Raw genomic sequence first — 23441 nt, forward strand, 5'->3', positions numbered from 1 at the left:
TCCCACAGGTGCCACCACTACCCTCTTGACCCTCATAAGTGCAGGTAAGGTGGGTAATGGTGGCATCGATTCCAAGAATGCTCAGATGTCCCGGAAGGTCTCGATCTGCGCGCCGATCGAGTTGAGGCGCTCCGCGAGGTCCTCGTAGCCGCGGTTGATGACGTAGACGTTGCGCAGGACCGACGTGCCCTCCGCCGCCATCATGGCGAGCAGGACGACCACGGCCGGGCGCAGGGCCGGCGGGCACATCATCTCGGCGGCGCGCCAGCGGGTCGGGCCCTCCACGAGGACGCGGTGGGGGTCGAGGAGCTGGAGGCGGCCGCCGAGGCGGTTGAGGTCGGTGAGGTAGATGGCGCGGTTGTCGTAGACCCAGTCGTGGATGAGGGTCTTGCCCTGGGCCGTCGCCGCGATCGCCGCGAAGAAGGGGACGTTGTCGATGTTGAGGCCCGGGAACGGCATCGGGTGGATCTTGTCGATCGGCGCCTCCAGTTTGGAGGGGCGGACCGTCAGGTCGACCAGGCGGGTGCGGCCGTTGTCCGCCGGGTACTCCGCCGAGCGGTCGTGGTCGAGTCCCATCTCCTCCAGGACGGCGAGCTCGATCTCCATGAACTCGACGGGGACCCGGCGGATCGTCAGCTCCGACTCCGTCACCACGGCGGCGGCGAGCAGGCTCATCGCCTCGACCGGGTCCTCGGAGGGGGAGTAGTCGACGTCCACGTCGATCTGCGGCACGCCATGCACGGTCAGGGTGGTGGTGCCGATGCCGTCGACCCGGACGCCGAGGGCCTCCAGGAAGAAGCAGAGGTCCTGGACCATGTAGTTGGAGGAGGCGTTGCGGATGACGGTGACGCCGTCGTGGCGGGCGGCGGCCAGGAGGGCGTTCTCGGTGACCGTGTCGCCCCGCTCGGTCAGGACGATCGGGCGGTCGGGGGAGACGGAGCGGTCGACCCGGGCGTGGTAGATGCCCTCGGTGGCCGTGACCTCCAGGCCGAAGCGGCGCAGCGCGATCATGTGCGGCTCGATCGTGCGCGTACCGAGGTCGCAGCCGCCGGCGTACGGCAGCTTGAAGCGGTCCATGCGGTGCAGCAGCGGGCCGAGGAACATGATGATCGAGCGGGTGCGGATCGCGGCCTCGGCGTCGACGGACTCCATGTCGAGCTCGGCCGGCGGCACGATCTCCAGGTCCACGCCGTCGTTGACCCAGCGGGTGCGGACGCCGATGGAGTTGAGGACCTCCAGGAGCCGGAAGACCTCCTCGATGCGGGCGACCCGGCGCAGGATGGTGCGGCCCTTGTTGAGGAGCGAGGCGCAGAGCAGCGCGACGCAGGCGTTCTTGCTCGTCTTGACGTCGATGGAGCCGGAGAGGCGGCGGCGGCCGACGACCCGGAGGTGCATGGGGCCCGCGTATCCCAGGGACACGATCTCGCTGTCGAGGGCCTCGCCGATCCGGGCGATCATCTCAAGGCTGATGTTCTGGTTGCCGCGCTCGATCCGGTTGACGGCGCTCTGGCTCGTGGCCAGCGCTTCGGCGAGCTGCGTCTGTGTCCAGCCGCGGTGTTGCCGGGCGTCACGGATGAGCTTGCCGATGCGTACGAGGTAGTCGTCTGCCATGGCGTCACGTTATCTCAGATATGAGATGTGTTCCGTCAGGGGGTGGGCCGTCAGGGTGAATCGCCGTGCGCGGTCGGGTGGCGCGGTTCGTACAGGGGGAGTTCGGTGCCGCTCGGCAGCCGGACGGCGGCGAGCAGGCCCCAGCCCTGGTCGGTGATGGCCCGTGAGATCTCCGCGCCCCGGTCCTCCAGGGTTGTCAGGGTGTGGGTGAGGTCGTCGCACATGAGGTACACCTCGTGCTGCGGCTCGCCCGTCGTGGGGTGCACCGCGATCTCGGCGGGCGGCAGCCTGAAGATGAGCCAGCCCCCTCCGGCGTCCACGTGCTCGAAGCCGACGACGTCCTTGAGGAAGGCCCGGTCGGCCTCCGCGTCCCGGGTGTAGAGAACCACGTGCGCGCCGCTGATCATGGACCGATCGTCGGCCGGGGCGCCCGCCGCGGCAATCGGACCGCATCCGTTCGGGGCGGGCGGGGTGGGACCGGGTGGGACCGGGCGGGGCGGGATCGGTCGCGCCTCCCGCGGATCCGCAGCCTGCCGGGCATGACCGGGCGGCGGTGATGTACTAGAGTTATCTCGACATCGAGATATCTGCCGAGGCGCACCGCTGCCGCCACCCCGGTAAGGGTTACCTAACTTAGCCTTACCTTAGCGGATCGACGACGCGTACGTGGCGGCAGGATGTGGTGGAACGCGCACATATATGAAGGAGACTGTCGTGTCGGCGAACAGCTTCGACGCCCGCAGCACGCTGCGCGTGGGCGACGAGTCGTACGAGATCTTCAAGCTGGACAAGGTCGAGGGCTCCGCGCGCCTCCCTTACAGCCTGAAGGTCCTCCTGGAGAACCTGCTCCGCACCGAGGACGGCGCGAACATCACCGCCGACCACATCCGGGCCCTCGGCGACTGGGACTCCCAGGCCCAGCCGAGCCAGGAGATCCAGTTCACGCCGGCGCGCGTGATCATGCAGGACTTCACCGGTGTCCCCTGCGTCGTCGACCTCGCCACCATGCGCGAGGCCGTCAAGGAGCTCGGCGGCGACCCGGCGAAGATCAACCCGCTGGCCCCGGCCGAGCTGGTCATCGACCACTCGGTCATCGCCGACAAGTTCGGCACCAAGGAGGCCTTCGGCCAGAACGTCGAGCTGGAGTACGGCCGCAACAAGGAGCGCTACCAGTTCCTGCGCTGGGGCCAGACCGCCTTCGACGAGTTCAAGGTCGTCCCGCCCGGCACCGGCATCGTCCACCAGGTGAACATCGAGCACCTGGCCCGCACGGTCATGGTCCGCAACGGCCAGGCCTACCCCGACACCCTCGTCGGCACCGACTCGCACACCACCATGGTCAACGGCCTCGGCGTGCTCGGCTGGGGCGTCGGCGGCATCGAGGCCGAGGCCGCGATGCTCGGCCAGCCGGTCTCCATGCTCATCCCGCGCGTCGTCGGCTTCAAGCTGACCGGCGAGCTGCCCGCCGGCACCACCGCCACCGACCTGGTCCTCACGATCACCGAGATGCTGCGCAAGCACGGTGTCGTCGGCAAGTTCGTCGAGTTCTACGGCGAGGGCGTCGCCGCCACCTCGCTCGCCAACCGCGCCACCATCGGCAACATGTCGCCGGAGTTCGGCTCCACCGCCGCGGTCTTCCCGATCGACGACGAGACCCTGAACTACCTCAAGCTCACCGGCCGCTCCGAGCAGCAGGTCGCGCTCGTCGAGGCGTACGCCAAGGAGCAGGGCCTCTGGCTGGACCCGAAGGCCGAGCCGGACTTCTCCGAGAAGCTGGAGCTCGACCTCTCCACCGTCGTCCCGTCGATCGCCGGCCCGAAGCGCCCGCAGGACCGCATCGTCCTCGCGAACGCCGCCGAGCAGTTCAAGCAGGACGTCCGCAACTACGTCGACATGGTCGACGAGGCGGGCCAGGAGTCCTTCCCGGCCTCCGACGCCCCGGCCGTCACCAACGGCGTCCCCTCGAACCCGGTCGAGGTCACCGCCCCCGACGGCTCGACCTACACCCTCGACCACGGTGCGGTGACGGTCGCGGCCATCACCTCCTGCACCAACACGTCGAACCCGTACGTGATGGTCGCCGCCGCGCTCGTCGCGAAGAAGGCCGTCGAGAAGGGCCTGACCCGCAAGCCGTGGGTCAAGACCACCCTCGCCCCGGGCTCGAAGGTCGTCACCGACTACTTCGACAAGGCGGGCCTCACCCCGTACCTCGACAAGGTCGGCTTCAACCTCGTCGGCTACGGCTGCACCACCTGCATCGGCAACTCCGGCCCGCTGCCGGAGGAGGTCTCCAAGGCCGTCAACGAGCACGACCTCGCCGTGACCTCGGTGCTCTCGGGCAACCGCAACTTCGAGGGTCGCATCAACCCCGACGTCAAGATGAACTACCTGGCCTCCCCGCCGCTGGTCGTCGCGTACGCCATCGCGGGCTCCATGAAGGTGGACATCACCAAGGACGCGCTCGGCACCGACACCGAGGGCAACCCGGTCTTCCTCAAGGACATCTGGCCCTCCGAGGCCGAGGTGAACGACGTCGTCGCCAACGCCATCGGCGAGGACATGTTCAACAAGTCCTACCAGGACGTCTTCGCGGGCGACGCCCAGTGGCAGGCGCTGCCGATCCCGACCGGCAACACCTTCGAGTGGGACGCGGAGTCCACCTACGTCCGCAAGCCCCCGTACTTCGAGGGCATGACGATGGAGACCACCCCGGTCACCGACATCGTCGGCGCCCGCGTCCTGGCCAAGCTGGGCGACTCGGTCACCACCGACCACATCTCCCCGGCCGGCGCCATCAAGGCCGACACCCCGGCCGGCAAGTACCTCACCGAGCACGGTGTGGAGCGTCGTGACTTCAACTCCTACGGCTCGCGCCGTGGCAACCACGAGGTCATGATCCGCGGCACCTTCGCCAACATCCGCCTGCGCAACCAGATCGCGCCGGGCACCGAGGGCGGCTACACCCGCGACTTCACGCAGGACGGCGGGCCGGTCTCCTTCATCTACGACGCCTCGCAGAACTACCAGGCCGCCGGCACCCCGCTGGTCATCCTGGGCGGCAAGGAGTACGGCTCCGGCTCGTCCCGCGACTGGGCCGCCAAGGGCACCGCGCTCCTCGGCGTCAAGGCCGTCATCACCGAGTCGTACGAGCGCATCCACCGCTCGAACCTCATCGGCATGGGCGTCCTGCCGCTGCAGTTCCCGGCCGGCCAGTCGGCCGACTCGCTCGGCCTGACCGGCGAGGAGACCTTCTCCATCACGGGCGTCACGGAGCTGAACGAGGGCACCACGCCGAGCACGGTCAAGGTCACCACCGACACCGGTGTCGAGTTCGACGCGGTCGTCCGCATCGACACCCCCGGTGAGGCGGACTACTACCGCAACGGCGGCATCATGCAGTACGTGCTCCGCAACCTGATCCGCGGCTGACGCCACCGGATCCGGTAGACCGGAAAGGGCCCCGCTCCTCGGAGGAGGAGCGGGGCCCTTTCGTTCGTCACGCGCGCCGTCTCACGACGGAGCGAGGATCAGAACATGAGGCGGTAGGTGTTCCAGCCGCTGGTGCCGATCTTCACGCGCGGCTTGAACGGCACGGTGCCGTTCGCGGTGCCCTTGTACAGCCACAGGGCGCCGGTGCTCTCACGGGCGACCAGGTCGGCGATGCCGTCGAGGTCGATGTCGCCGGTCGAGACGAGGGCGTTGTAGGCGTTCCAGCCGCCGCCGATCTTGGTGCGGGCGGCGAACGGCGCCGTGTAGCTGCCGGTGCCCTTGTAGAGCCACAGCACACCGGCGCTGTCGCGGGCGACGATGTCGTCCTTGCCGTCGCCGCTCAGGTCGCCCTTGCCGGCGATCTGGGTGTAGGCCTGCCAGCCGCCGCCCACCCGGTAGCGGGTGGTGACCTTGCCGTTGCCGTAGCCCAGGTACAGCCACAGCACGCCGTAGCTGTCACGGGCGAGCAGGTCGTCGGCGGTGCCGCCGCCCAGCTGGCCCGCGGACAGGACCTTGTTGTAGATGCTCCAGCCGCTGCCGATGGCGACCGGGTCGCCGCCGTACGCCATGTACGACAGGCGGCCCGCGGTGACGTCCCAGATGCCGTCGGCGCTGCCGTCGTGGTCCTGGTCGACCTGGGTGATGAACTTGGCGTTGCCCCAGCCGTAGCCGGTGTAGACGCGGGCCTCGAGGCCGCCCTGACCGTTCGGCGGGTAGCCGTACATGTCGCCGCGGGAGTCGACGCCGTAGAGGGCGTTCACCTGGGCGTCGGAGGTGCTCTCGGCGGCGAAGGCGCTCGCGTTGCCCGAGGGCTTCTGGACGGCGGCGGACGCGGTCCGCTCCTGCGGCGCGTCCGCGGCGACGGCGGCCGTCGTGGTGCCGACCAGGGCGGCGGTTATCGCCGCGACCGTGACACGGGAGAGGACGCCCGTGCGGTTCAGGCCAGAAGAGTTGGCCACGTAATACTCCAGATCCGTATGGAATGAGGCAGTCCCGCCGCGCGCCGGTGCCGGAGGCAGGGCGGGGCGGGAACCCTATGATCCCGGATCCTCCTCACGGGATCTTCACCGGGCAACTGGTTTGTGACACAACTGTTTCGATGTCGGTCGTATGCCCCATTTGTGCGTTTCCTTCCGCGCGTCCTCGACCACCTGACGCGTCGGCCCGGGCCATGGGGTGACCCTGATGTCGTGTCAAGGGTGTTGCGTGGCGAATGCTTGGACGAAACGCCGCAGATCCAGCGTGCTTATCCCGGAGGTCTCAACTCGGGAAAGATGGTCGTGCAAACCTGGTTTCGATCTTGCTCCCGTGAAGGGAAGTGGACTATACCTGTCGGCGTCCAGCCAGTCGGAGCAATCCGACGACGGCCCGACGCGTGCACGACCCGGCTGCAAATGACCGCGGTGGCGGGGCCCTTCGCCTGTGGCGAGTGAGTACGGGCGACCGGTACACCGCCTGAGTCCTGAATGAAGGCGAGGACTTGAGCATGGGATCCACCTCCGCACACGACAGTGAGGGCCTCGGCCGTCGCGATCTGATCAAGCGTTCCGCCGCCATCGGTCTGATCTCCGTGCCGACCATGGGCTTCCTGTCCGCCTGTGCGAGCAGTGGCGACAGCGGTAACGAGAAGGTCGAGAAGGGCGCGAAGTCCGACAAGAACCCTCTCGGGGTGAACGAGTCGGCACCGCTCGATTTCGTCCTCTTCGACGGCGGATTCGGACAGCAGTACGCCAAGGACGCGATCAAGGTCTACGAGACCAATTACCCCAAGGCGAGCGTCAAGTTCACGCCGACCCAGAAGATCACCACCACGCTGCAGCCGCGCTTCAACGGCGGCACCCCGCCGGACCTCATCGACAACTCCGGCGCCGAGCAGATGGACATGGGCGTCCTCGTCGGCCAGAAGCAGCTGGCGGACCTCACCCCGCTCCTGGACGCGCCCTCCATCGACGACCCGAGCAAGAAGGTCCGCGACACCCTGCGGCCCGGCATCGTCGAGATGGGCCAGTTCGACGGCGACCCGGTGTGGATCCTGTACTACGCCTACACGGTCTACGGCGTCTGGTACTCGCAGAAGCTGCTCGACTCCCTCGACGCGAAGTACCCCGAGACCTGGGACGAGATGCTGGCCGTCTGCGAGAAGGCCAAGAAGAAGGGCATCGCGGGCTGGACGTACGCCGGCAAGTACCCGTACTACGTCCCCTTCTCGCTCTACCCGATGATCGGCAAGGTCGGCGGCCGCGAGGTCCTCGACGCCATCGACAACCTGGAGCCGAAGGCCTGGGAGCACCCCGCGGTCAAGACCTGTTTCGAGGCGTACTACGAGCTCGTCAAGAAGGGCTACATCCTCAAGGGCACCCCCGGCCTCGACCACATCCAGTCGCAGACCGCCTGGACCGAGGGCAAGGCGCTGTTCATCCCGAACGGCTCCTGGGTCGAGAACGAGGCCGCGAAGACCATGCCGGCGGACTTCGACCTGGCGGTCTCGGCCCCGACGGGCATCGACTCGTCCGACAAGATGCCCTTCGGCACCATCTGGGCGTCCGGCGGCGAGCCCTTCATCGTCCCCGCGAAGGCGAAGAACCCGGAGGGCGGCCTGGAGCAGCTGCGCATCATGCTCGGCGAGGCCTCCTCGAAGAACTTCACCCAGTCCGTGAAGTCCCTCACCGCCCTCAACGGCGGCACCGACGGCATCGAGCTGACCCCGGGCCTCAAGTCCGGCGTCGCCGCCCTGGAGAAGGCCGGCCAGAACGTCGTCAACCCGCGCCTCCAGGACTGGTACGTCGCCCTCCAGAAGGAGAAGATCGGCGTCGCCGGCCTCGGCGAGATGATGGCCGGCCGCGCGACCCCGGCCGAGACGATCAAGAAGATCCAGAAGTACGCCGACGAGGCGGCCAAGGACTCCTCGATCAAGCACTACAAGCACCAGTGAGCAGTGCCGGGGCCCCTTCCCGCCGACCGGGAGCGGGCCCCGGCCCCTCGGCGCGTGGCACCAGCGGCGCGCCTCCGCGGGAAGATCGGGGTCGGTAGGAATGCAACACGGAAAGTACCGTTTCATCGTGGGGTTCCTGGCGGCCCCCCTCGCGCTCTACGTGCTGTTCGTCATCTGGCCGTTCATCCAGTCCATCTACTACTCGTTCACGGACTGGACCGGACTGAGCCCCGAATTCGGGATGGTCGGATTCGACAACTACAGCAGGATGCTGGACGACGAGGTCTTCTGGAAATCGCTCCAGCACAGCCTGACCTTCGCGGTGGTGCTGCCCCTGGTGACCGTGGGGCTCGCGCTTTTCTTCGCCTTCATGCTCAATGTCGGCGGTCGGCGCCGCAAGGGCGCGGCGATCGCGGGTGTGCGCGGGTCCTCTTTCTACAAGATCGTCTATTTCTTCCCGCAGGTGCTGTCGATCGCGATCGTCGCGCTGCTCTTCCAGTTCGCGTACAACCCGAACAGCGGAGCCATCAATTCCGTATTGAAGGGCGTCGGTCTCGACAGCATCCAGCCGGACTGGCTCGGAGATCCGGACCTCGCCCTCATCTGCGTGATGGTCGTCCTCGTCTGGTCCACGGTCGGATTCTTCGTCGTCCTCTTCTCGGCGGGCATGGCCTCCATTCCGAGGGACTTCTACGAGGCGGCCCTGCTCGACGGCGCGAACCGCTTCACCACGTTCTTCAGGATCACCATGCCGCTGCTCTGGGACACCGTGCAGTCCGGCTGGATCTACATGGGCATCCTCGCGCTCGGCGCGGAATCGTTCGCCGTCGTCCAGATCATGACCGTCGGCCCCAACGGCGGCGGACCCGACTTCTCCACCATCGTCCTTCCGCTGTACGTGTACCAGAAGGCGTTCCGGGACGGTCAGGCCGCCTACGCAACGACCATCGGTGTCGCGCTCCTCGTCGTCACGCTGGCCTTCGCGGCCGTCGTGATGAAGGTGGGCCGGCGCGAGCGGCTGGAGTTCTGATGAAGACGACCGACACTGCCACCCCCGGCGTCGAGACCCCCGGCTCCCCGGCAGGACCGGGCCCCGTGGTCACCAAGACGGCGGCGCCCGCCCCCCGCAGGACCGCCAAGGCCGAGGGCGCGACCCTCAACGTCTTCTCGCACGGCGTCCTGATCATCTGGGCGATCATGGTCGTCATGCCGCTGCTCTGGGCGGTCATGACCTCCTTCAAGACCGACAAGGCGATCTTCACCTCGCCCTGGTCCCTGCCCGACGGCCTGCACTTCGAGAACTGGTCGCGCGCCTGGACCGAGGCGCACATGAGCGACTACTTCCTGAACACCCTCCTGGTGGTCGGCGGCTCGCTCTTCGGCACGCTCCTCCTCGGCTCCATGGCGGCCTACGTCCTGGCCCGCTTCGACTTCCCGGGCAACCGCTTCATCTACTTCCTCTTCATCGGAGGGATGAGCTTCCCGGTCATCCTGGCGCTCGTGCCGCTCTTCTACGTGCTCCAGAACATGGCCCTGCTCAACACGCTGCACGGCCTGATCCTGGTCTACATCGCGTACTCGCTGCCGTTCACCGTCTTCTTCCTCACGGCCTTCTTCCGCACCCTGCCGACCTCGGTGGCGGAGGCGGCCTTCGTGGACGGCGCCTCGCACACCCGGACCTTCTTCCAGGTGATGCTGCCGATGGCCAGGCCCGGCCTCATCAGCGTCGGCATCTTCAACTTCCTCGGCCAGTGGAACCAGTACCTGCTGCCGACGGTGCTCAACACCGAACCGGAGAAGAAGGTGCTCTCGCAGGGCCTCGTCCAGCTGGCCGTCAGCCAGGGGTACAAGGGCGACTGGTCCGGCCTCTTCGCCGGCCTGGTGATGGCGATGCTCCCGGTCCTCGCGGCGTACGTCATCTTCCAGCGGCAGGTGGTGGCCGGCCTCACCGCCGGCGCCGTGAAGTAACCCCGCCACCCGCTCCCCGGGCCCCCGGCGCACCCGCGCCGGGGGCCCGCGCGTCGTGTGACGCTCGCCGCCCGACACTCGAGGTCTTGACGGGGACCAAGCCGAAAGCGTCCCCTTAGAGTTCACATGTTGGAGAAAACGGTGGGAGTGAGAGAGTCGATGGAGACTCCTGGATCGCAGACGTCTCTGCACAGGGCCAATCTCGAACGGGTCGTCCGGGCGGTACGCATGGCCGGCTCGCTCACCCAGGCGGAGATCGCCCGGACGACGGGCCTCTCCGCCGCCACGGTCTCCAACATCGTGCGGGAGCTGAAGGACGGCGGCACCGTCGAGGTCACGCCGACCTCCGCCGGGGGCCGCCGGGCCCGCAGCGTCTCGCTCTCCAGCGACGCGGGCATCGTGATCGGCGTGGACTTCGGCCACACCCACCTGCGGGTCGCCGTCGGCAACCTGGCCCACCAGGTGCTCGCCGAGGAGACCGAGCCGCTCGACGTGGACGGCTCCGCCGCCGAGGGCTTCGACCGCGCCGAGCAACTGGTCAAGCGGCTGATCCGGGCCACCGGCATCGGTCCCGACAAGGTGATCGGCGTCGGCCTCGGCGTGCCCGGCCCGATCGACGTCTCCTCCGGCACCCTCGGCTCGACCTCGATCCTGCCGGGCTGGAGCGGCATCAACCCCGCGGAGGAGCTCTCCGGCCGGCTCGGCGTCCCCGTGCACGTCGACAACGACGCCAACCTCGGCGCGCTCGGCGAGCTCGTCTGGGGCAGCGGCCGGGGCGTCAAGGACCTGGCCTACATCAAGGTGGCCAGCGGCGTCGGCGCCGGACTCGTCATCGACGGGCGGGTGTACCGGGGGCCCGGCGGCACCGCCGGGGAGATCGGGCACATCACCCTGGACGAGTCGGGACCGGTCTGCCGCTGCGGCAACCGCGGCTGCCTGGAGACCTTCACCGCCGCGCGGTACGTCCTGCCGCTGCTCCGGCCGAGCCACGGCCCCGACCTGACCATGGAGCGGGTCGTCCAGCTGGCCCGGGAGGGCGACCCCGGCTGCCGCCGGGTGATCGCCGACGTCGGGCGGCACATCGGCAGCGGCATCGCCAACCTCTGCAACCTCCTCAACCCCAGCCGGGTGGTGCTCGGCGGCGACCTCGCCGAGGCCGGTGAGCTGGTCCTCGCGCCCATCAGGGACTCCGTCTCGCGGTACGCGATCCCCAGCGCCGCCCGGCAGCTCTCGCTGGTCCAGGGGGCCCTCGGCGGGCGCGCCGAGGTGCTCGGCGCGCTCGCCCTCGTGCTGAGCGAAATGGGTGATTCGACCCTGTTGGAGAGCGCGCTGCCCGCGGCCGCTCCGACCTCTCGCCTTGCCTTCACTTAGATAACGAACACCGTCGTTGTCATCTCGTTAAGGATTTACTTCTTGACGGCGACGTTGCGGCCGAGTTGACTTCGGGACACCTCGGCCGCACCGTCGCGGCCTCGTCAGGGAGGCAACCCCACATGAACGCAGTGACGCGTCGTGCCGTCATAGCCACGGCCGCGGTCTCGATGGCCCTCTCGCTCGCCGCCTGCGGCCAGGCCGGCGGCGACGACAGCGGCGACAAGGGCAGCTCGACCAAGATCGGTCTGCTCCTGCCGGAGAACAAGACCTCGCGTTACGAGGCCCTCGACAAGCCCCAGTTCGAGAAGGCCGTCAAGGCCGCCTGCTCCGACTGCGAGATCGTCTACAACAACGCGGTCTCCGACGTCGTGAAGCAGAAGCAGCAGTTCGACCAGCTGATCGCCGACGGCGTCAAGGTCATCGCCCTCGACCCGGTCGACGCCGCCAAGGCCGAGGGCTGGGTCAAGGACGCGAAGGCCAAGGGCGTCAAGGTCGTCGCGTACGACCGCGCCGTCCCGGGCGCCGACGCCTACGTCAGCCACGACAACAACAAGGTCGGCGAGCTCCAGGGCCAGGCCCTGCTGACCGCGCTCGGCGCGAAGGCCGCCGCCGCCAACGTCGTGATGATCAACGGCGACGAGAAGGACCCCAACGCCGCCCTGTTCAAGAAGGGCGCCCACACCGCCCTCGACGGCAAGGTCGGCAAGATCGCCTACGAGGCCTCCGGCGAATGGGACCCGAAGGTCGCCGGCGAGAAGATGTCCGCCGCGATCTCCTCGGTCGGCAAGGACAAGATCGGCGCCGTCTACTCCGCGAACGACGGCATGGCCGGCGGCATCATCACCTCCCTCGAGAACGCCGGCGTCAAGGGCATCCCGGTGGGCGGCCAGGACGCCGAGGTCGCGGGCGTCCAGCGCATCATCGCCGGCACCCAGACCTTCACCATCTACAAGTCGCCGCTCCAGCTGGCCCCCGAGGCCGCCAAGTTCGCGGTGAACCTGCTCAAGGGCAAGGACCTGGGCGCCCAGGGCACGACGGACGGCGTGCCCTCCACGCTCTTCGCCCCGGTCGTGGTCGACAAGACCAACATCCAGTCCACGGTCGTCAAGGACGGCATCTACAAGGCCGCCGACCTCTGCACGGCGGACCTCGCCGCCAAGTGCACCGAGCTGGGCATCAAGTAACCCCGCCCGACCCGGCCGGGCCCCGCGGGCCCGGCCGGCACGGATCCCGGCGTGAGCCGCCCCCGAAGCGGGCGCCGCGCGGCCCCGAGTACAGAGGGTGAAGACCCCCGGTAACAAGGCCGGCGCACCACGCCCGGATCCGCCCCCCAGCCCGTCCGGCCCCCGGCCGACCCAGACCCCGCTGTCGGTCCGGGGGCCGGACGAGCCCAGCCCCCCTCGAAACTTCGGCGCTGCACCGGCGGCGCGACATGCCGCCGCCCCCCCGGGCGGCGAAGGAGTTGGTTCACGTGTCCCAGACGCCCGTGCTGGCGTTGCGCGGGATCTTCAAGCGGTTCGGAGCGGTCCAGGTCCTCTCCGGTGTCGATCTCGAAGTCCACGCAGGAGAGGTCGTCGCGCTCGTCGGCGACAACGGAGCGGGAAAGTCCACGCTGGTCAAGACGATCGCCGGCGTGCACCCCATCGACGAGGGCGTCATCGAGTGGGAGGGCGAGCGCGTCGAGATCCAGCGCCCGCACGACTCCCAGAACCTCGGTGTCGCGACCGTCTACCAGGACCTCGCGCTCTGCGACAACCTCGACGTCGTCGCCAACCTGTTCCTCGGCCGCGAGATCAAGAAGGGCGGCGTCCTCGACGAGGTCGCCATGGAGAAGCGGGCCAAGGACCTGCTCTCCACGCTCTCCATCCGCATCCCCAGCGTCCGCATCCCCGTCGCCGCCCTCTCCGGCGGCCAGCGGCAGGTCGTGGCCATCGCCCGCGCCCTGGTCGGCGACCCGAAGATCGTGATCCTGGACGAGCCCACCGCCGCGCTCGGCGTCGAGCAGACCGCACAGGTCCTCGACCTGGTCGAGCGGCTGCGGGAGCAGGGCCTCGGCGTCATCCTCATCAGCCACAACATGGCCGACGTCAAGGCCGTCGCCGACACCGTGGCGGTGCTGCGCCTCGGCCGCAACAACGGCACCTTCCCGGTGGCCACCACCACGCACGAAGAGATCATCGCCGCGATCACCGGTGCCACGGACAACGCCGTGACCCGCCGTCAGGCCCGCAACGCGGAGGTAGCGAAGTGAGCACGACCCCCAGCACCTCCGAGGACACCGTGCCCGAGCCGCGCGCGGGCGAGGAGGCGGCCCCGGCCGCCGCCGCCGTCCCCGCCGTCGACCCCCGCCTGCTCGTCCGCGAGCAGGGCTTCAAGGGCTACGTCGACGAGTTCAAGCGCAAGATCCGCTCGGGCGAGATCGGCTCGCTGCCCGTCGTCGTCGGCCTGATCGTCATCGGCATCGTCTTCCAGGCCCTCACCGGCAACTTCATCACCTCGTACAACCTCGACCAGATCACCCTGTACGCGGTGGGCCCCGGCATCATGGCCGTCGGCATCGTCTTCGTCCTGCTGCTCGGCGAGATCGACCTCGCCGTCGGCTCCGTGGCCGGTCTGGCCGGTTCGGTCTGGGGCGTCCTCGGCACCGACATGCCCGACGGCCTCGCCATCCTCCTCGGCATCCTGTCCGGCACCCTGATCGGCGCCTTCCACGGCCTGGTCTTCGCCAAGATCGGCGTGCCCGCCTTCGTCGTCACCCTCGCCGGCTTCCTCGGCTGGGCCGGCCTGCAGACCTGGGTGATGGGCGAGCGCTCCACCATCTCCACCCCGATCGGCAGCTTCGTCAACGACCTCACGAAGTACTACTTCTCCGACGTCGCCGCCGCCTACGGCCTCGCCGCGGTCGTGATCGCCGCCTTCTACCTCGCCCAGCTGCGCGACTCCCGCCGCCGCAAGGCCGCCGAGCTGCCGCACCGCCCGCAGAGCGAGATCATCCTGCGGACCGCCGTCCTCGCGGTCCTCGTCCTCGTCGCCGCGTACGGCTTCAACCAGGAGCAGGGCCTGCCGCTCTCCCTGGTGATCTTCCTGGTGATCCTGCTCGTCACCGACTTCGTCCTGCGGCGCACCACGTACGGCCGCCAGGTCTTCGCGGTCGGCGGCGGCATCGAGGCCGCCCGCCGCGCCGGCATCAACGTGTCGTGGATCCGGATCTCGGTCTTCATGATCTCCGGAACGATGGGTGCCGTCGGCGGCCTCTTCCTCGCCTCCGCGACGGGCGGCGCCGACCGCTCCCTCGGCGGCGGCAACCAGCTGATGATGTGCATCGCGGCCGCGGTCATCGGCGGCACGTCCCTGTTCGGCGGACGCGGCAAGGTCTGGTCGGCGCTCCTGGGCATCCTGGTCATCCAGTCGATCGTCCAGGGCCTCAACCAGATGAACCTGTCCTCGAACGCCATCCAGTACATGATCACCGGAGCGGTCCTGCTCGTCGCCGTGATCATCGACTCGGTCTCCCGCCGCACGCAGAAGACGGCGGGCCGCGCGTAACCCCCGTCACAACAGCCCGGCACCGGGAAACCGGTGCCGGGCTGTGGCGCGTCCGAACCGGTGCACGCGCGCGTACGGAGCGACGCGCGCATCCGGACCGGCGCACGCGCGCGTACGGAGCCGTACAGATCAGCGGCTTGTCGGCCGTGCGGGTGACGCCTCACCCCCCGGCCCGATGCCCACGATCCAAGACGGAACATTAGACTCGACAAATCGGCAAGCTCGACCAGCTCAAAGCAAGGAGGAACGGGTGGCTCTGCTGACCCGTATCAGGGGACCGCGAGATCTGGACCGGCTCTCCCCGGAACAGCTGGACCAGCTGGCCGACGAGATCAGGACGTTCCTCGTGGACGCCGTCTCCAAGACCGGCGGGCACCTCGGCCCCAACCTCGGTGTGGTCGAGCTGACCATCGCCCTGCACCGGGTGTTCGACTCCCCGAAGGACAAGGTCCTCTGGGACACCGGCCACCAGAGCTACGTCCACAAGCTCCTCACCGGACGCCAGGACTTCTCGAAGCTCAAGATGAAGGGCGGCCTCTCCGGCTACCCCTCGCAGGCCGAGTCCGAGCACGACGTCATCGAGAACTCGCACGCCTCCACCGTCCTCGGCTGGGCCGACGGCCTGGCCAAGGCGAACGAGGTCCTGAAGAAGGACGACCACGTCGTCGCGGTCATCGGCGACGGCGCCCTCACCGGCGGCATGGCCTGGGAGGCGCTGAACAACATCGCCGCCGCCAAGGACCGTCCGCTCGTCATCGTCGTCAACGACAACGAGCGCTCCTACGCGCCCACCATCGGCGGCCTCGCCAACCACCTGGCCACCCTGCGCACCACCGACGGCTACGAGCGCTTCCTCGCCCGCGGCAAGGACATCCTGGAGCGCACCCCGGTCGTCGGGAAGCCGCTCTACGAGACCCTGCACGGCGCCAAGAAGGGCCTCAAGGACTTCATCGCCCCGCAGGGCATGTTCGAGGACCTCGGCCTCAAGTACGTCGGCCCCATCGACGGCCACGACATCGAGGCCCTGGAGTCCGCCCTCACGCGCGCCAAGCGCTTCGGCGGCCCGGTGATCGTCCACTGCCTCACCGAGAAGGGCCGCGGCTACCAGCCCGCCCTCCAGGACGAGGCCGACCGCTTCCACGCCGTCGGCAAGATCCACCCCGACACCGGCCTGCCCATCGCCTCCTCCGGCGCCGACTGGACCTCGGTCTTCGGCGAGGAGATGGTGGCGCTCGGCAAGGAGCGCGAGGACATCGTCGCCATCACCGCGGCCATGCTCCAGCCCGTCGGCCTCGACAAGTTCGCCAAGGCCTTCCCCGAGCGGGTCTTCGACGTCGGCATCGCCGAGCAGCACGGCGCGGTCTCCGCGGCCGGCCTCGCCACCGGCGGCCTCCACCCGGTCTTCGCGGTCTACGCGACCTTCCTCAACCGCGCCTTCGACCAGGTCCTGATGGACGTGGCCCTGCACAAGTGCGGCGTCACCTTCGTCCTGGACCGGGCCGGGGTCACCGGCACCGACGGCGCCTCGCACAACGGCATGTGGGACATGTCGATCCTCCAGGTCGTGCCCGGCCTGCGGCTCGCCGCCCCGCGCGACGCCGACCAGGTCCGCGCCCAGCTGCGCGAGGCCGTCGAGGTCACCGACGCCCCGACCGTGGTGCGCTTCTCCAAGGGCGCGGTCGGCCCGGCCGTCCCCGCCCTGCGCCGCGTCGGCGGCATGGACGTGCTCCGCGAGGCCGGCGCGGACAAGCCCGACGTCCTGTTGGTCTCCGTGGGCGCCCTCGCGCCGATGTGCCTGGAGATCGCGGACCTCCTGGACCGCCAGGGCATCTCCACCACCGTCGTCGACCCCCGCTGGGTCAAGCCGGTCGACGAGGCCCTCGCCCCGTTGGCCGAGCGCCACCGGGTCGTCGTCACCGTCGAGGACAACAGCCGCGTCGGCGGTGTCGGCTCCGGCGTCGCCCAGGCGCTGCGCGACGCCGGTGTGGACGTGCCGCTGCGTGACTTCGGCATCCCGCCGCGCTTCCTCGACCACGCCTCCCGCGGCGAGGTCCTGGCCGAGATCGGGCTGACCGCCCCGGACATCGCGCGCCAGGTCACCGGCCTGGTCTCGCGGCTCGACGGACGGTTCGAGAGCAGCGCCAAGGCTGTGGAGCCCGCCCGCGACTGACGGAGCGGCCTCACCCGGCGTCACCTTTGGGCCGGTCGGCTCACTCTTCGGAGTGCCGACCGGCCCTTTCGCGTGCATTCTGGCCACAGGGCGGGCAGCCCCATGGCAGGGAGGTGGACGTGAGCACGGACCAGCAGCCACGCGCGAATACCGGCATGTTCCGGACCAAGACGGTCGAGCAGTCGATCCGGGACACCGAGGAGCCGGAGCACGCGCTCCGGAAGTCCCTGTCGGCCTGGGACCTGACGGTGTTCGGCGTCGGCGTCATCATCGGCACCGGCATCTTCGTCCTCACCGGCAAGGTCGCCAAGGAGAACGCCGGACCGGCCACCGCCCTCGCCTTCGTCGCCGCCGGCATCGTCTGCGCCCTCGCGGCCCTGTGCTACGCCGAGTTCGCCTCGACGGTGCCGGTGGCGGGATCGGCGTACACCTTCGCGTACGCCTCGATCGGCGAGCTGCCCGCCTGGATCATCGGCTGGGACCTGGTCCTGGAGTTCGCGCTCGGCACGGCGGTGGTCGCCGTCGGCTGGTCCGGGTACGTCAGATCCCTGATGGACAACATCGGCTGGCACCTGCCGGCCGCTCTGGAGGGCCCCGACGTCGCGGGCGGCACCTTCGACATCCTGGCGTTCCTGCTCGTCCTCGTGCTGACCGTCGTCCTCGTCCTGGGCATGAAGCTCTCCGCCCGGATCACCACTGTCGTCGTCGCGATCAAGGTGACCGTGGTGATGATCGTGATCATCGCCGGCCTGTTCTTCATCGTCGGCGACAACTACAAGCCCTTCATCCCGCCGGCCGTCACCCCGCCCGGCGGCGGCTCCGGCTGGAGCGAACCACTGGTCCAGCTGATCTTCGGCTACGAGCCGACCAACTTCGGCGTCATGGGCATCTTCACCGCCGCCTCCGTCGTCTTCTTCGCCTTCATCGGCTTCGACGTGGTGGCCACCGCCGCGGAGGAGACCAAGCTGCCGCAGCGGGACATGCCCCGGGGCATCCTCGGCTCGCTCTTGATCTGCACCGTGCTGTACGTGGCCGTCGCCCTCGTCGTCACCGGCATGGAGAAGTACACCCGGCTGTCCACCAGCGCCCCGCTCGCCGACGCCTTCAAGGCCGCCGGGCACCCCTGGTACGCGGGCGTGATCAGCTTCGGCGCCGCCGTCGGCCTCACCACCGTCTGTCTGATCCTGCTGCTCGGCCAGACCCGCGTCTTCTTCGCGATGAGCCGCGACGGCCTGCTGCCGCGCTTCTTCTCCGTCACGCACCCGCGGTTCAGGACCCCCTACCGGCCGACCATCCTGCTCGGTGTGATCATCGCGATCGTCGCCGGCTTCACCAGCATCAACGAACTGGCGACCCTGGTGAACATCGGCACCCTCTTCGCCTTCGTCGTCGTCGCCGTCGGCGTCATGGTGCTCCGCCGCACCCGCCCCGACCTGCCGCGCGCCTTCCGCACCCCCTGGGTGCCCGTGCTGCCGATCCTCTCCATCGCCGCCTCGTTCTGGCTGATGCTCAACCTGCCGGGCGAGACCTGGTTCCGGTTCGCCGTCTGGATGGTGATCGGCTTCTTCGTGTACTTCCTGTACGGGCGCCGTCACAGCCGGCTCGGTCAGGAGGGCCGGAGCGCCCGGTACTGAGCGGGCCGGGGTCACGGGGTCCCCGGGCGCGGCGGAGAGCGTCCGGGAGGGCGGATACAGTCGGTTCGTACCCGAACTCCTCCCGACGACCGGAGTGCTGGATCCCCTCATGGCGAACCGATCCCAGGCCCCCAACGACCGTTCCCACGGCCCCGCCGCCCCCGTGCTCCAGGGCGGCTGGCTGACCAGAGGGGAGGAGGGCCGCTTCAGCGCCTACCTGCCCCGGGACGGCGAGGTGGTGCGCTGGACCGAGGAGCCCGGCGGCGGCTGGAGCGGCCCCGTCTCCCTCGGCGGCGACGGTCTGACCCCCTTCCTCGCCGTCGGCCAGGGCGCCGACCGCTACGTCCACCTCGTCGGCCTGCGGCCCACGGACGGGGACGAGGACCACGTCGAGCTGGTGCACGCCGTCCAGTTCCAGACGGGCCGTCCCGCGGCCGCCTGGCGGCCCCTGGGGCACTCGAACGGCAAGGGCCCCTGGACCGGCAACCCCGCCGTCGCCGTGGACGCCCAGGGCCGCGTCTACGCCTTCGTGCGCAATGGCGGCGGCGGCCTCAGCGTCCGCGCCCAGAAGGACGCGGGCGGCTGGCACCCCTGGTGGGACCTGAAGGGCTCCAGGACCGACCCCTCGCCGGTCGCCCTCACCAACGGCTCCGGCCTCGTCGAGCTGTACAGCTCGCACGCCACGGGCCTCGTCCGCTACGTACAGCGCGAAGCCGGGGCGAAGCCGCTCCGCGAGGAGATACTGCCCGCCTCGGTGACCATGGGCACCCTCGCGGCCGTCACCGGCCCCTCCGGGCACGCGACGCTCTTCTACCTCGACCAGGAGGGCCGGGTCATGGCCTGGTCGCCGGAGCGCTCCCTGCGGCCGACGTCGCTGGGCAAGGCCGTCGGCACCGGTCGGCTGTCCGCCACCCGCTGTCTCATCGACGGCTTCGACTGCACGGTCCTCGCCCAGCAGTCCGAGGACGGCCGGCTCGCCCTCGCCGCCTACCCCAGCGAGCAGGAGGCGGAGAGCCTGGACTGGTCGGAGACCGGGGAGCGGCACGGGCACCTGGACGCCGTCCTCACCCGGGGCCTCGACGGCGGTCTGGTCGCGATGGCCGTCGCCGACGGGCGCACGCCGGTCACGACCCGTCAGAAGGTGGGCGCCGAGGGGCTGCTGCTCGAGGGCTGGCGCTCCATGGGCTGAGCCCGCCCGCGACACGGGAACGGCCCCGGCACCTGTGCGAGGTGCCGGGGCCGTCCGTCGTGACGCCCTGGTGCTACGCCGGGACGCTCGCCACGCCCTGGGCCAGGAAGCGCTTGCCGTTGACGCGCTCGGAGACGCCCTCACGGTCCAGGTACGGCGTGATGCCGCCCAGGTGGAAGGGCCAGCCCGCACCGGTGATCAGGCAGAGGTCGATGTCCTGCGCCTCGGCGACGACACCCTCCTCCAGCATGAGGCCGATCTCCTGGGCCACCGCGTCGAGGACGCGGTCGCGGACCTGCTCCTCCGTCAGGACGACGTCGCCCTGCTTCAGGAGCGCGGCGACCTCGGGGTCGAGCTCCGGCTTGAAGCCGTTCTCCGGCTTGTAGACGTAGAAGCCGCGCTTGCCGGCCTCGACGACGGCCTTCAGGTTGGGGGAGACCGTGAAGCGCTCCGGGAAGGCGCGGTTCAGGGTCTCGGAGACGTGCAGGCCGATGGCCGGGCCGACGAGCTCCAGGAGGACCAGCGGGGACATCGGCAGGCCGAGCGGCTCGACCGCCTTCTCCGCCGTCTCCACGGAGGTGCCCTCGTCGATGACGTTCTGGATCTCGCCCATGAAGCGGGTCAGGATGCGGTTCACGACGAACGCCGGGGCGTCCTTGGTGAGGACCGCGGTCTTCTTCAGCTTCTTGGCGACGCCGAAGGCGGTGGCCAGGGAGGCGTCGTCGGTCTGCTCGCCCTTGACGATCTCCAGGAGCGGGAGGACGGCGACCGGGTTGAAGAAGTGGAAGCCGACCACGCGCTCCGGGTGCCGGAGCTTGGACGCCATCTCGGAGACCGACAGCGAGGAGGTGTTGGTGGCGAGGATCGCGTGCGCCGGGGCGACGGCCTCGACCTCCGCGAACACCTTCTGCTTGACGGACATCTCCTCGAACACGGCCTCGATGATGAAGTCCGCGTCCGCGAAGCCCTCGGCCTTGTCCAGGACGCCGGAGACCAGGCCCTTGAGGCGGTTGGCCTTGTCCTGGTTGATGCGGCCCTTGCCGAGCAGCTTGTCGATCTCGCCGTGGACGTAGCCCACGCCCTTGTCGACGCGCTCCTGGTCGATGTCGGTCAGGACGACCGGCACCTCCAGGCGGCGCAGGAAGAGCAGGGCGAGCTGGGAGGCCATCAGACCGGCGCCGACGACGCCGACCTTGGTGACCGGGCGGGCCAGCGACTTGTCCGGGGCGCCGGCCGGGCGCTTGCCGCGCTTCTGCACCAGGTTGAAGGCGTAGATGCCGGAGCGCAGCTCGCCGCCCATGATCAGGTCCGCGAGGGCCCGGTCCTCGGCGTCGAAGCCCTTCTGCAGGTCGCCGTCCTTGGCGGCCTCGATGATGTCGAGGGCGCGGTAGGCGGCCGGGGCGGCGCCGTGCACCTTGGAGTCGGCGACGGCGCGGCCCTTGGCGACGGCCTGGTCCCAGGCCTCGCCGCGGTCGACCTCGGGACGGTCCACGGTGACGTCGCCCTTGAGGACCGAGGCGGTCCAGATCAGCGACTGCTCCAGGAAGTCGGCGCCCTCGAAGAGGGCGTCGGCGATGCCGAGCTCGAAGACCTGCTTGCCCTTGAGCTGGCGGTTCTGGTTGAGCGAGTTCTCGATGATGACCGAGACGGCCTTCTCGGCACCGATCAGGTTCGGCAGGATGGCGCAGCCGCCCCAGCCGGGCACCAGACCGAGGAAGACCTCGGGCAGCGAGAAGGCCGGCAGGGCCTTCGACACGGTGCGGTAGGTGCAGTGCAGACCGACCTCGACGCCGCCGCCCATGGCCGCGCCGTTGTAGTACGCGAAGGTCGGCACGGCGAGCGCGGACAGGCGCTTGAAGACGTCGTGGCCGCCCTTGCCGATGGCGAGCGCCTCGTCGTGCTTCTTGAGGAGCTCGACGCCCTTGAGGTCGGCGCCGACGGCGAAGATGAACGGCTTGCCGGTGATGCCGACGCCGACGATCTCGCCGTTCGCGGCCTCGGCCTCGACCTGGTCGATCGCCGTGTTCAGGTTGGCGAGGGACTGCGGGCCGAAGGTGGTCGGCTTGGTGTGGTCGAAGCCGTTGTCCAGCGTGATCAGCGCGAACCGGCCCGCGCCTGCGGGCAGTTCGAAGTGCCGTACGTGGGCCGAGGTCACGACCTCGTCCGGGAAGAGCTCGGCGGCGCCCTTCAGAAGCTCGGCGGTGGTGCTCACTTGCCCTCCCAGTGGGGGTTTTCCCAGATGACCGTGGCGCCCATGCCGAAGCCGACGCACATCGTGTTGAGGCCGTAGCGGACCTCCGGGTGCTCCTCGAACTGGCGGGCCAGCTGCGTCATCAGACGGACGCCGGAGGAGGCGAGCGGGTGGCCGTAGGCGATGGCGCCGCCGTACTGGTTCACGCGGGCGTCGTCGTCGGCGATGCCGTAGTGCTCCAGGAACGCGAGGACCTGGACCGCGAAGGCCTCGTTGATCTCGAAGAGGCCGATGTCCCCGATGGACAGACCGGCCTTGGCGAGGGCCTTCTCGGTCGCCGGGATCGGGCCGTAGCCCATGACCTCGGGCTCGACGCCGGCGAAGGCGTACGAGACGAGGCGCATCTTGACCGGGAGGTCGTTCTCGCGGGCGAAGTCCTCGGAGGCGATGATCGAGGCGGTGGCGCCGTCGTTGAGGCCGGCCGCGTTGCCCGCGGTGACGTTGCCGTGGACGCGGAACGGCGTCTTCAGGTTCGCCAGCGACTCCAGGGTGGTGCCCGGGCGCATCGGCTCGTCGGCGGTGACCAGGCCCCAGCCGGTCTCGCCGGTGGAGGCGTCGGTGCGGCGCACCGAGATCGGCACCAGGTCCTGCTGGATCTTGCCGTCGGCGTACGCCTTGGCGGCCTTCTCCTGCGAGCGCACGGCGTACTCGTCGGCGCGCTGCTTGGTGATGGTGGGGTAGCGGTCGTGCAGGTTCTCGGCGGTCATGCCCATGAAGAGGGCGGACTCGTCGACCAGCTTCTCGCTGACGAACCGCGGGTTCGGGTCGACGCCCTCGCCCATGGGGTGGCGGCCCATGTGCTCGACGCCACCGGCGATGACGGCGTCGTACGCGCCGAAGGCGATCGAACCGGCGACGCTCGTCACGGCCGTGAGGGCGCCGGCGCACATGCGGTCGATGGAGTAGCCCGGCACCGACTGCGGCAGCCCGGCGAGGATGCCGGCCGTACGGCCGAGGGTCAGGCCCTGGTCGCCGATCTGCGTGGTCGCGGCGATGGCGACCTCGTCGATCTTCGCGGGGTCGAGGCCCGGGTTGCGGCGCAGCAGCTCCCGGATGGCCTTCACGACGAGGTCGTCGGCGCGGGTCTCGTGGTAGATGCCCTTCGGGCCCGCCTTGCCGAACGGGGTGCGGACGCCGTCGACGAAGACGACGTCCCTGACGCTACGAGGCACGATGGCTCTCCTCCAGGGTGCGGGATGGCACTGCTGCTGCGGCCCACGCCTAAGCGTGCGCTTGCTTCCCCCATGCTACTTGTGGGTAACCAGGCTGCCCACCCC

Annotated in this window: 16 protein-coding genes; 11 read left to right on the forward strand and 5 right to left on the reverse strand. The window is 69.5% G+C overall.

Annotated features, from left to right (window positions below; all coding sequences use genetic code 11):
• Positions 1-81 precede the first annotated feature (81 nt).
• Positions 82-1611 carry a helix-turn-helix domain-containing protein gene (locus tag IE180_RS26645; protein WP_190159500.1) on the reverse strand — a complete coding sequence of 510 codons (1530 nt, stop codon included), beginning with the start codon at positions 1609-1611 and terminating at the stop codon, positions 82-84.
• A 50-nt stretch (positions 1612-1661) separates the two neighbouring features.
• Positions 1662-2018 (reverse strand): VOC family protein, encoded by a 357-nt coding sequence (locus IE180_RS26650; protein ID WP_190159501.1) that lies wholly within the window; start codon positions 2016-2018, stop codon positions 1662-1664.
• A gap of 307 nt (positions 2019-2325) precedes the next feature.
• Here IE180_RS26650 and acnA point away from each other — a divergent pair, with 307 nt between their 5' ends.
• A complete protein-coding gene (gene acnA / locus IE180_RS26655; protein WP_308434450.1) occupies positions 2326-5040 on the forward strand; it encodes an aconitate hydratase AcnA in 2715 nt (904 codons plus the stop codon).
• A gap of 98 nt (positions 5041-5138) precedes the next feature.
• On the opposite strand, the gene IE180_RS26660 is transcribed toward acnA, so the two are convergent.
• On the reverse strand, positions 5139-6059 hold the full coding sequence (locus tag IE180_RS26660; RefSeq protein WP_190159503.1) for an FG-GAP repeat domain-containing protein: 921 nt from the start codon (positions 6057-6059) through the stop codon (positions 5139-5141).
• A gap of 527 nt (positions 6060-6586) precedes the next feature.
• Between IE180_RS26660 and ngcE the strand changes: the two genes are divergently transcribed.
• The 10 genes from ngcE to IE180_RS26710 all read left to right on the forward strand — a co-directional run bounded on the left by ngcE (position 6587) and on the right by IE180_RS26710 (position 19913).
• The gene (ngcE, locus tag IE180_RS26665) at positions 6587-8032 is read left to right on the forward strand and encodes an N-acetylglucosamine/diacetylchitobiose ABC transporter substrate-binding protein (protein WP_190159504.1); all 1446 of its coding nucleotides are present in this window, start codon (positions 6587-6589) and stop codon (positions 8030-8032) included.
• A 100-nt stretch (positions 8033-8132) separates the two neighbouring features.
• A complete protein-coding gene (locus IE180_RS26670) occupies positions 8133-9062 on the forward strand; it encodes a carbohydrate ABC transporter permease (RefSeq protein WP_190159505.1) in 930 nt (309 codons plus the stop codon).
• Positions 9062-10000, forward strand: a complete 939-nt coding sequence (locus IE180_RS26675; RefSeq protein WP_190159506.1) for a carbohydrate ABC transporter permease — start codon at positions 9062-9064, stop codon at positions 9998-10000. The genes IE180_RS26670 and IE180_RS26675 overlap by 1 nt, the downstream gene beginning before the upstream one ends.
• A 159-nt stretch (positions 10001-10159) precedes the next feature.
• Positions 10160-11371 (forward strand): ROK family transcriptional regulator, encoded by a 1212-nt coding sequence (locus IE180_RS26680; RefSeq protein ID WP_190159507.1) that lies wholly within the window; start codon positions 10160-10162, stop codon positions 11369-11371.
• Positions 11372-11493: 122 nt separating this feature from the next.
• Entirely contained in the window at positions 11494-12558 is a 1065-nt protein-coding gene (locus IE180_RS26685; protein WP_190159508.1) for a sugar ABC transporter substrate-binding protein, read from the forward strand.
• Positions 12559-12836: 278 nt separating this feature from the next.
• Positions 12837-13625 (forward strand): ATP-binding cassette domain-containing protein, encoded by a 789-nt coding sequence (locus IE180_RS26690; protein ID WP_015037000.1) that lies wholly within the window; start codon positions 12837-12839, stop codon positions 13623-13625.
• Positions 13622-14920 carry a sugar ABC transporter permease gene (locus tag IE180_RS26695; RefSeq protein WP_190159509.1) on the forward strand — a complete coding sequence of 433 codons (1299 nt, stop codon included), beginning with the start codon at positions 13622-13624 and terminating at the stop codon, positions 14918-14920. The genes IE180_RS26690 and IE180_RS26695 overlap by 4 nt, the downstream gene beginning before the upstream one ends.
• 250 nt (positions 14921-15170) lie before the next feature.
• Positions 15171-17090 (forward strand): 1-deoxy-D-xylulose-5-phosphate synthase, encoded by a 1920-nt coding sequence (gene dxs / locus IE180_RS26700; RefSeq protein ID WP_190159510.1) that lies wholly within the window; start codon positions 15171-15173, stop codon positions 17088-17090.
• A gap of 155 nt (positions 17091-17245) precedes the next feature.
• Positions 17246-18724: an amino acid permease gene (locus IE180_RS26705; protein WP_190159511.1), complete on the forward strand. Its 1479-nt coding sequence runs from the start codon at positions 17246-17248 to the stop codon at positions 18722-18724.
• A 109-nt stretch (positions 18725-18833) separates the two neighbouring features.
• Entirely contained in the window at positions 18834-19913 is a 1080-nt protein-coding gene (locus IE180_RS26710) for a PLL family lectin (RefSeq protein ID WP_190159512.1), read from the forward strand.
• A gap of 73 nt (positions 19914-19986) precedes the next feature.
• Here the strand turns inward: IE180_RS26710 and IE180_RS26715 are convergent, their stop codons facing one another.
• Both IE180_RS26715 and IE180_RS26720 read right to left on the reverse strand, forming a co-directional pair.
• Positions 19987-22125, reverse strand: a complete 2139-nt coding sequence (locus tag IE180_RS26715) for a 3-hydroxyacyl-CoA dehydrogenase NAD-binding domain-containing protein (protein WP_190159513.1) — start codon at positions 22123-22125, stop codon at positions 19987-19989.
• Positions 22122-23336, reverse strand: a complete 1215-nt coding sequence (locus IE180_RS26720; RefSeq protein WP_190159514.1) for a thiolase family protein — start codon at positions 23334-23336, stop codon at positions 22122-22124. Before IE180_RS26720 ends, IE180_RS26715 begins: the two co-directional genes overlap by 4 nt.
• Positions 23337-23441: the final 105 nt, after the last annotated feature.

This window comes from Streptomyces litmocidini (assembly GCF_014649755.1).
GTDB classification, from domain to species: domain Bacteria; phylum Actinomycetota; class Actinomycetes; order Streptomycetales; family Streptomycetaceae; genus Streptomyces; species Streptomyces litmocidini.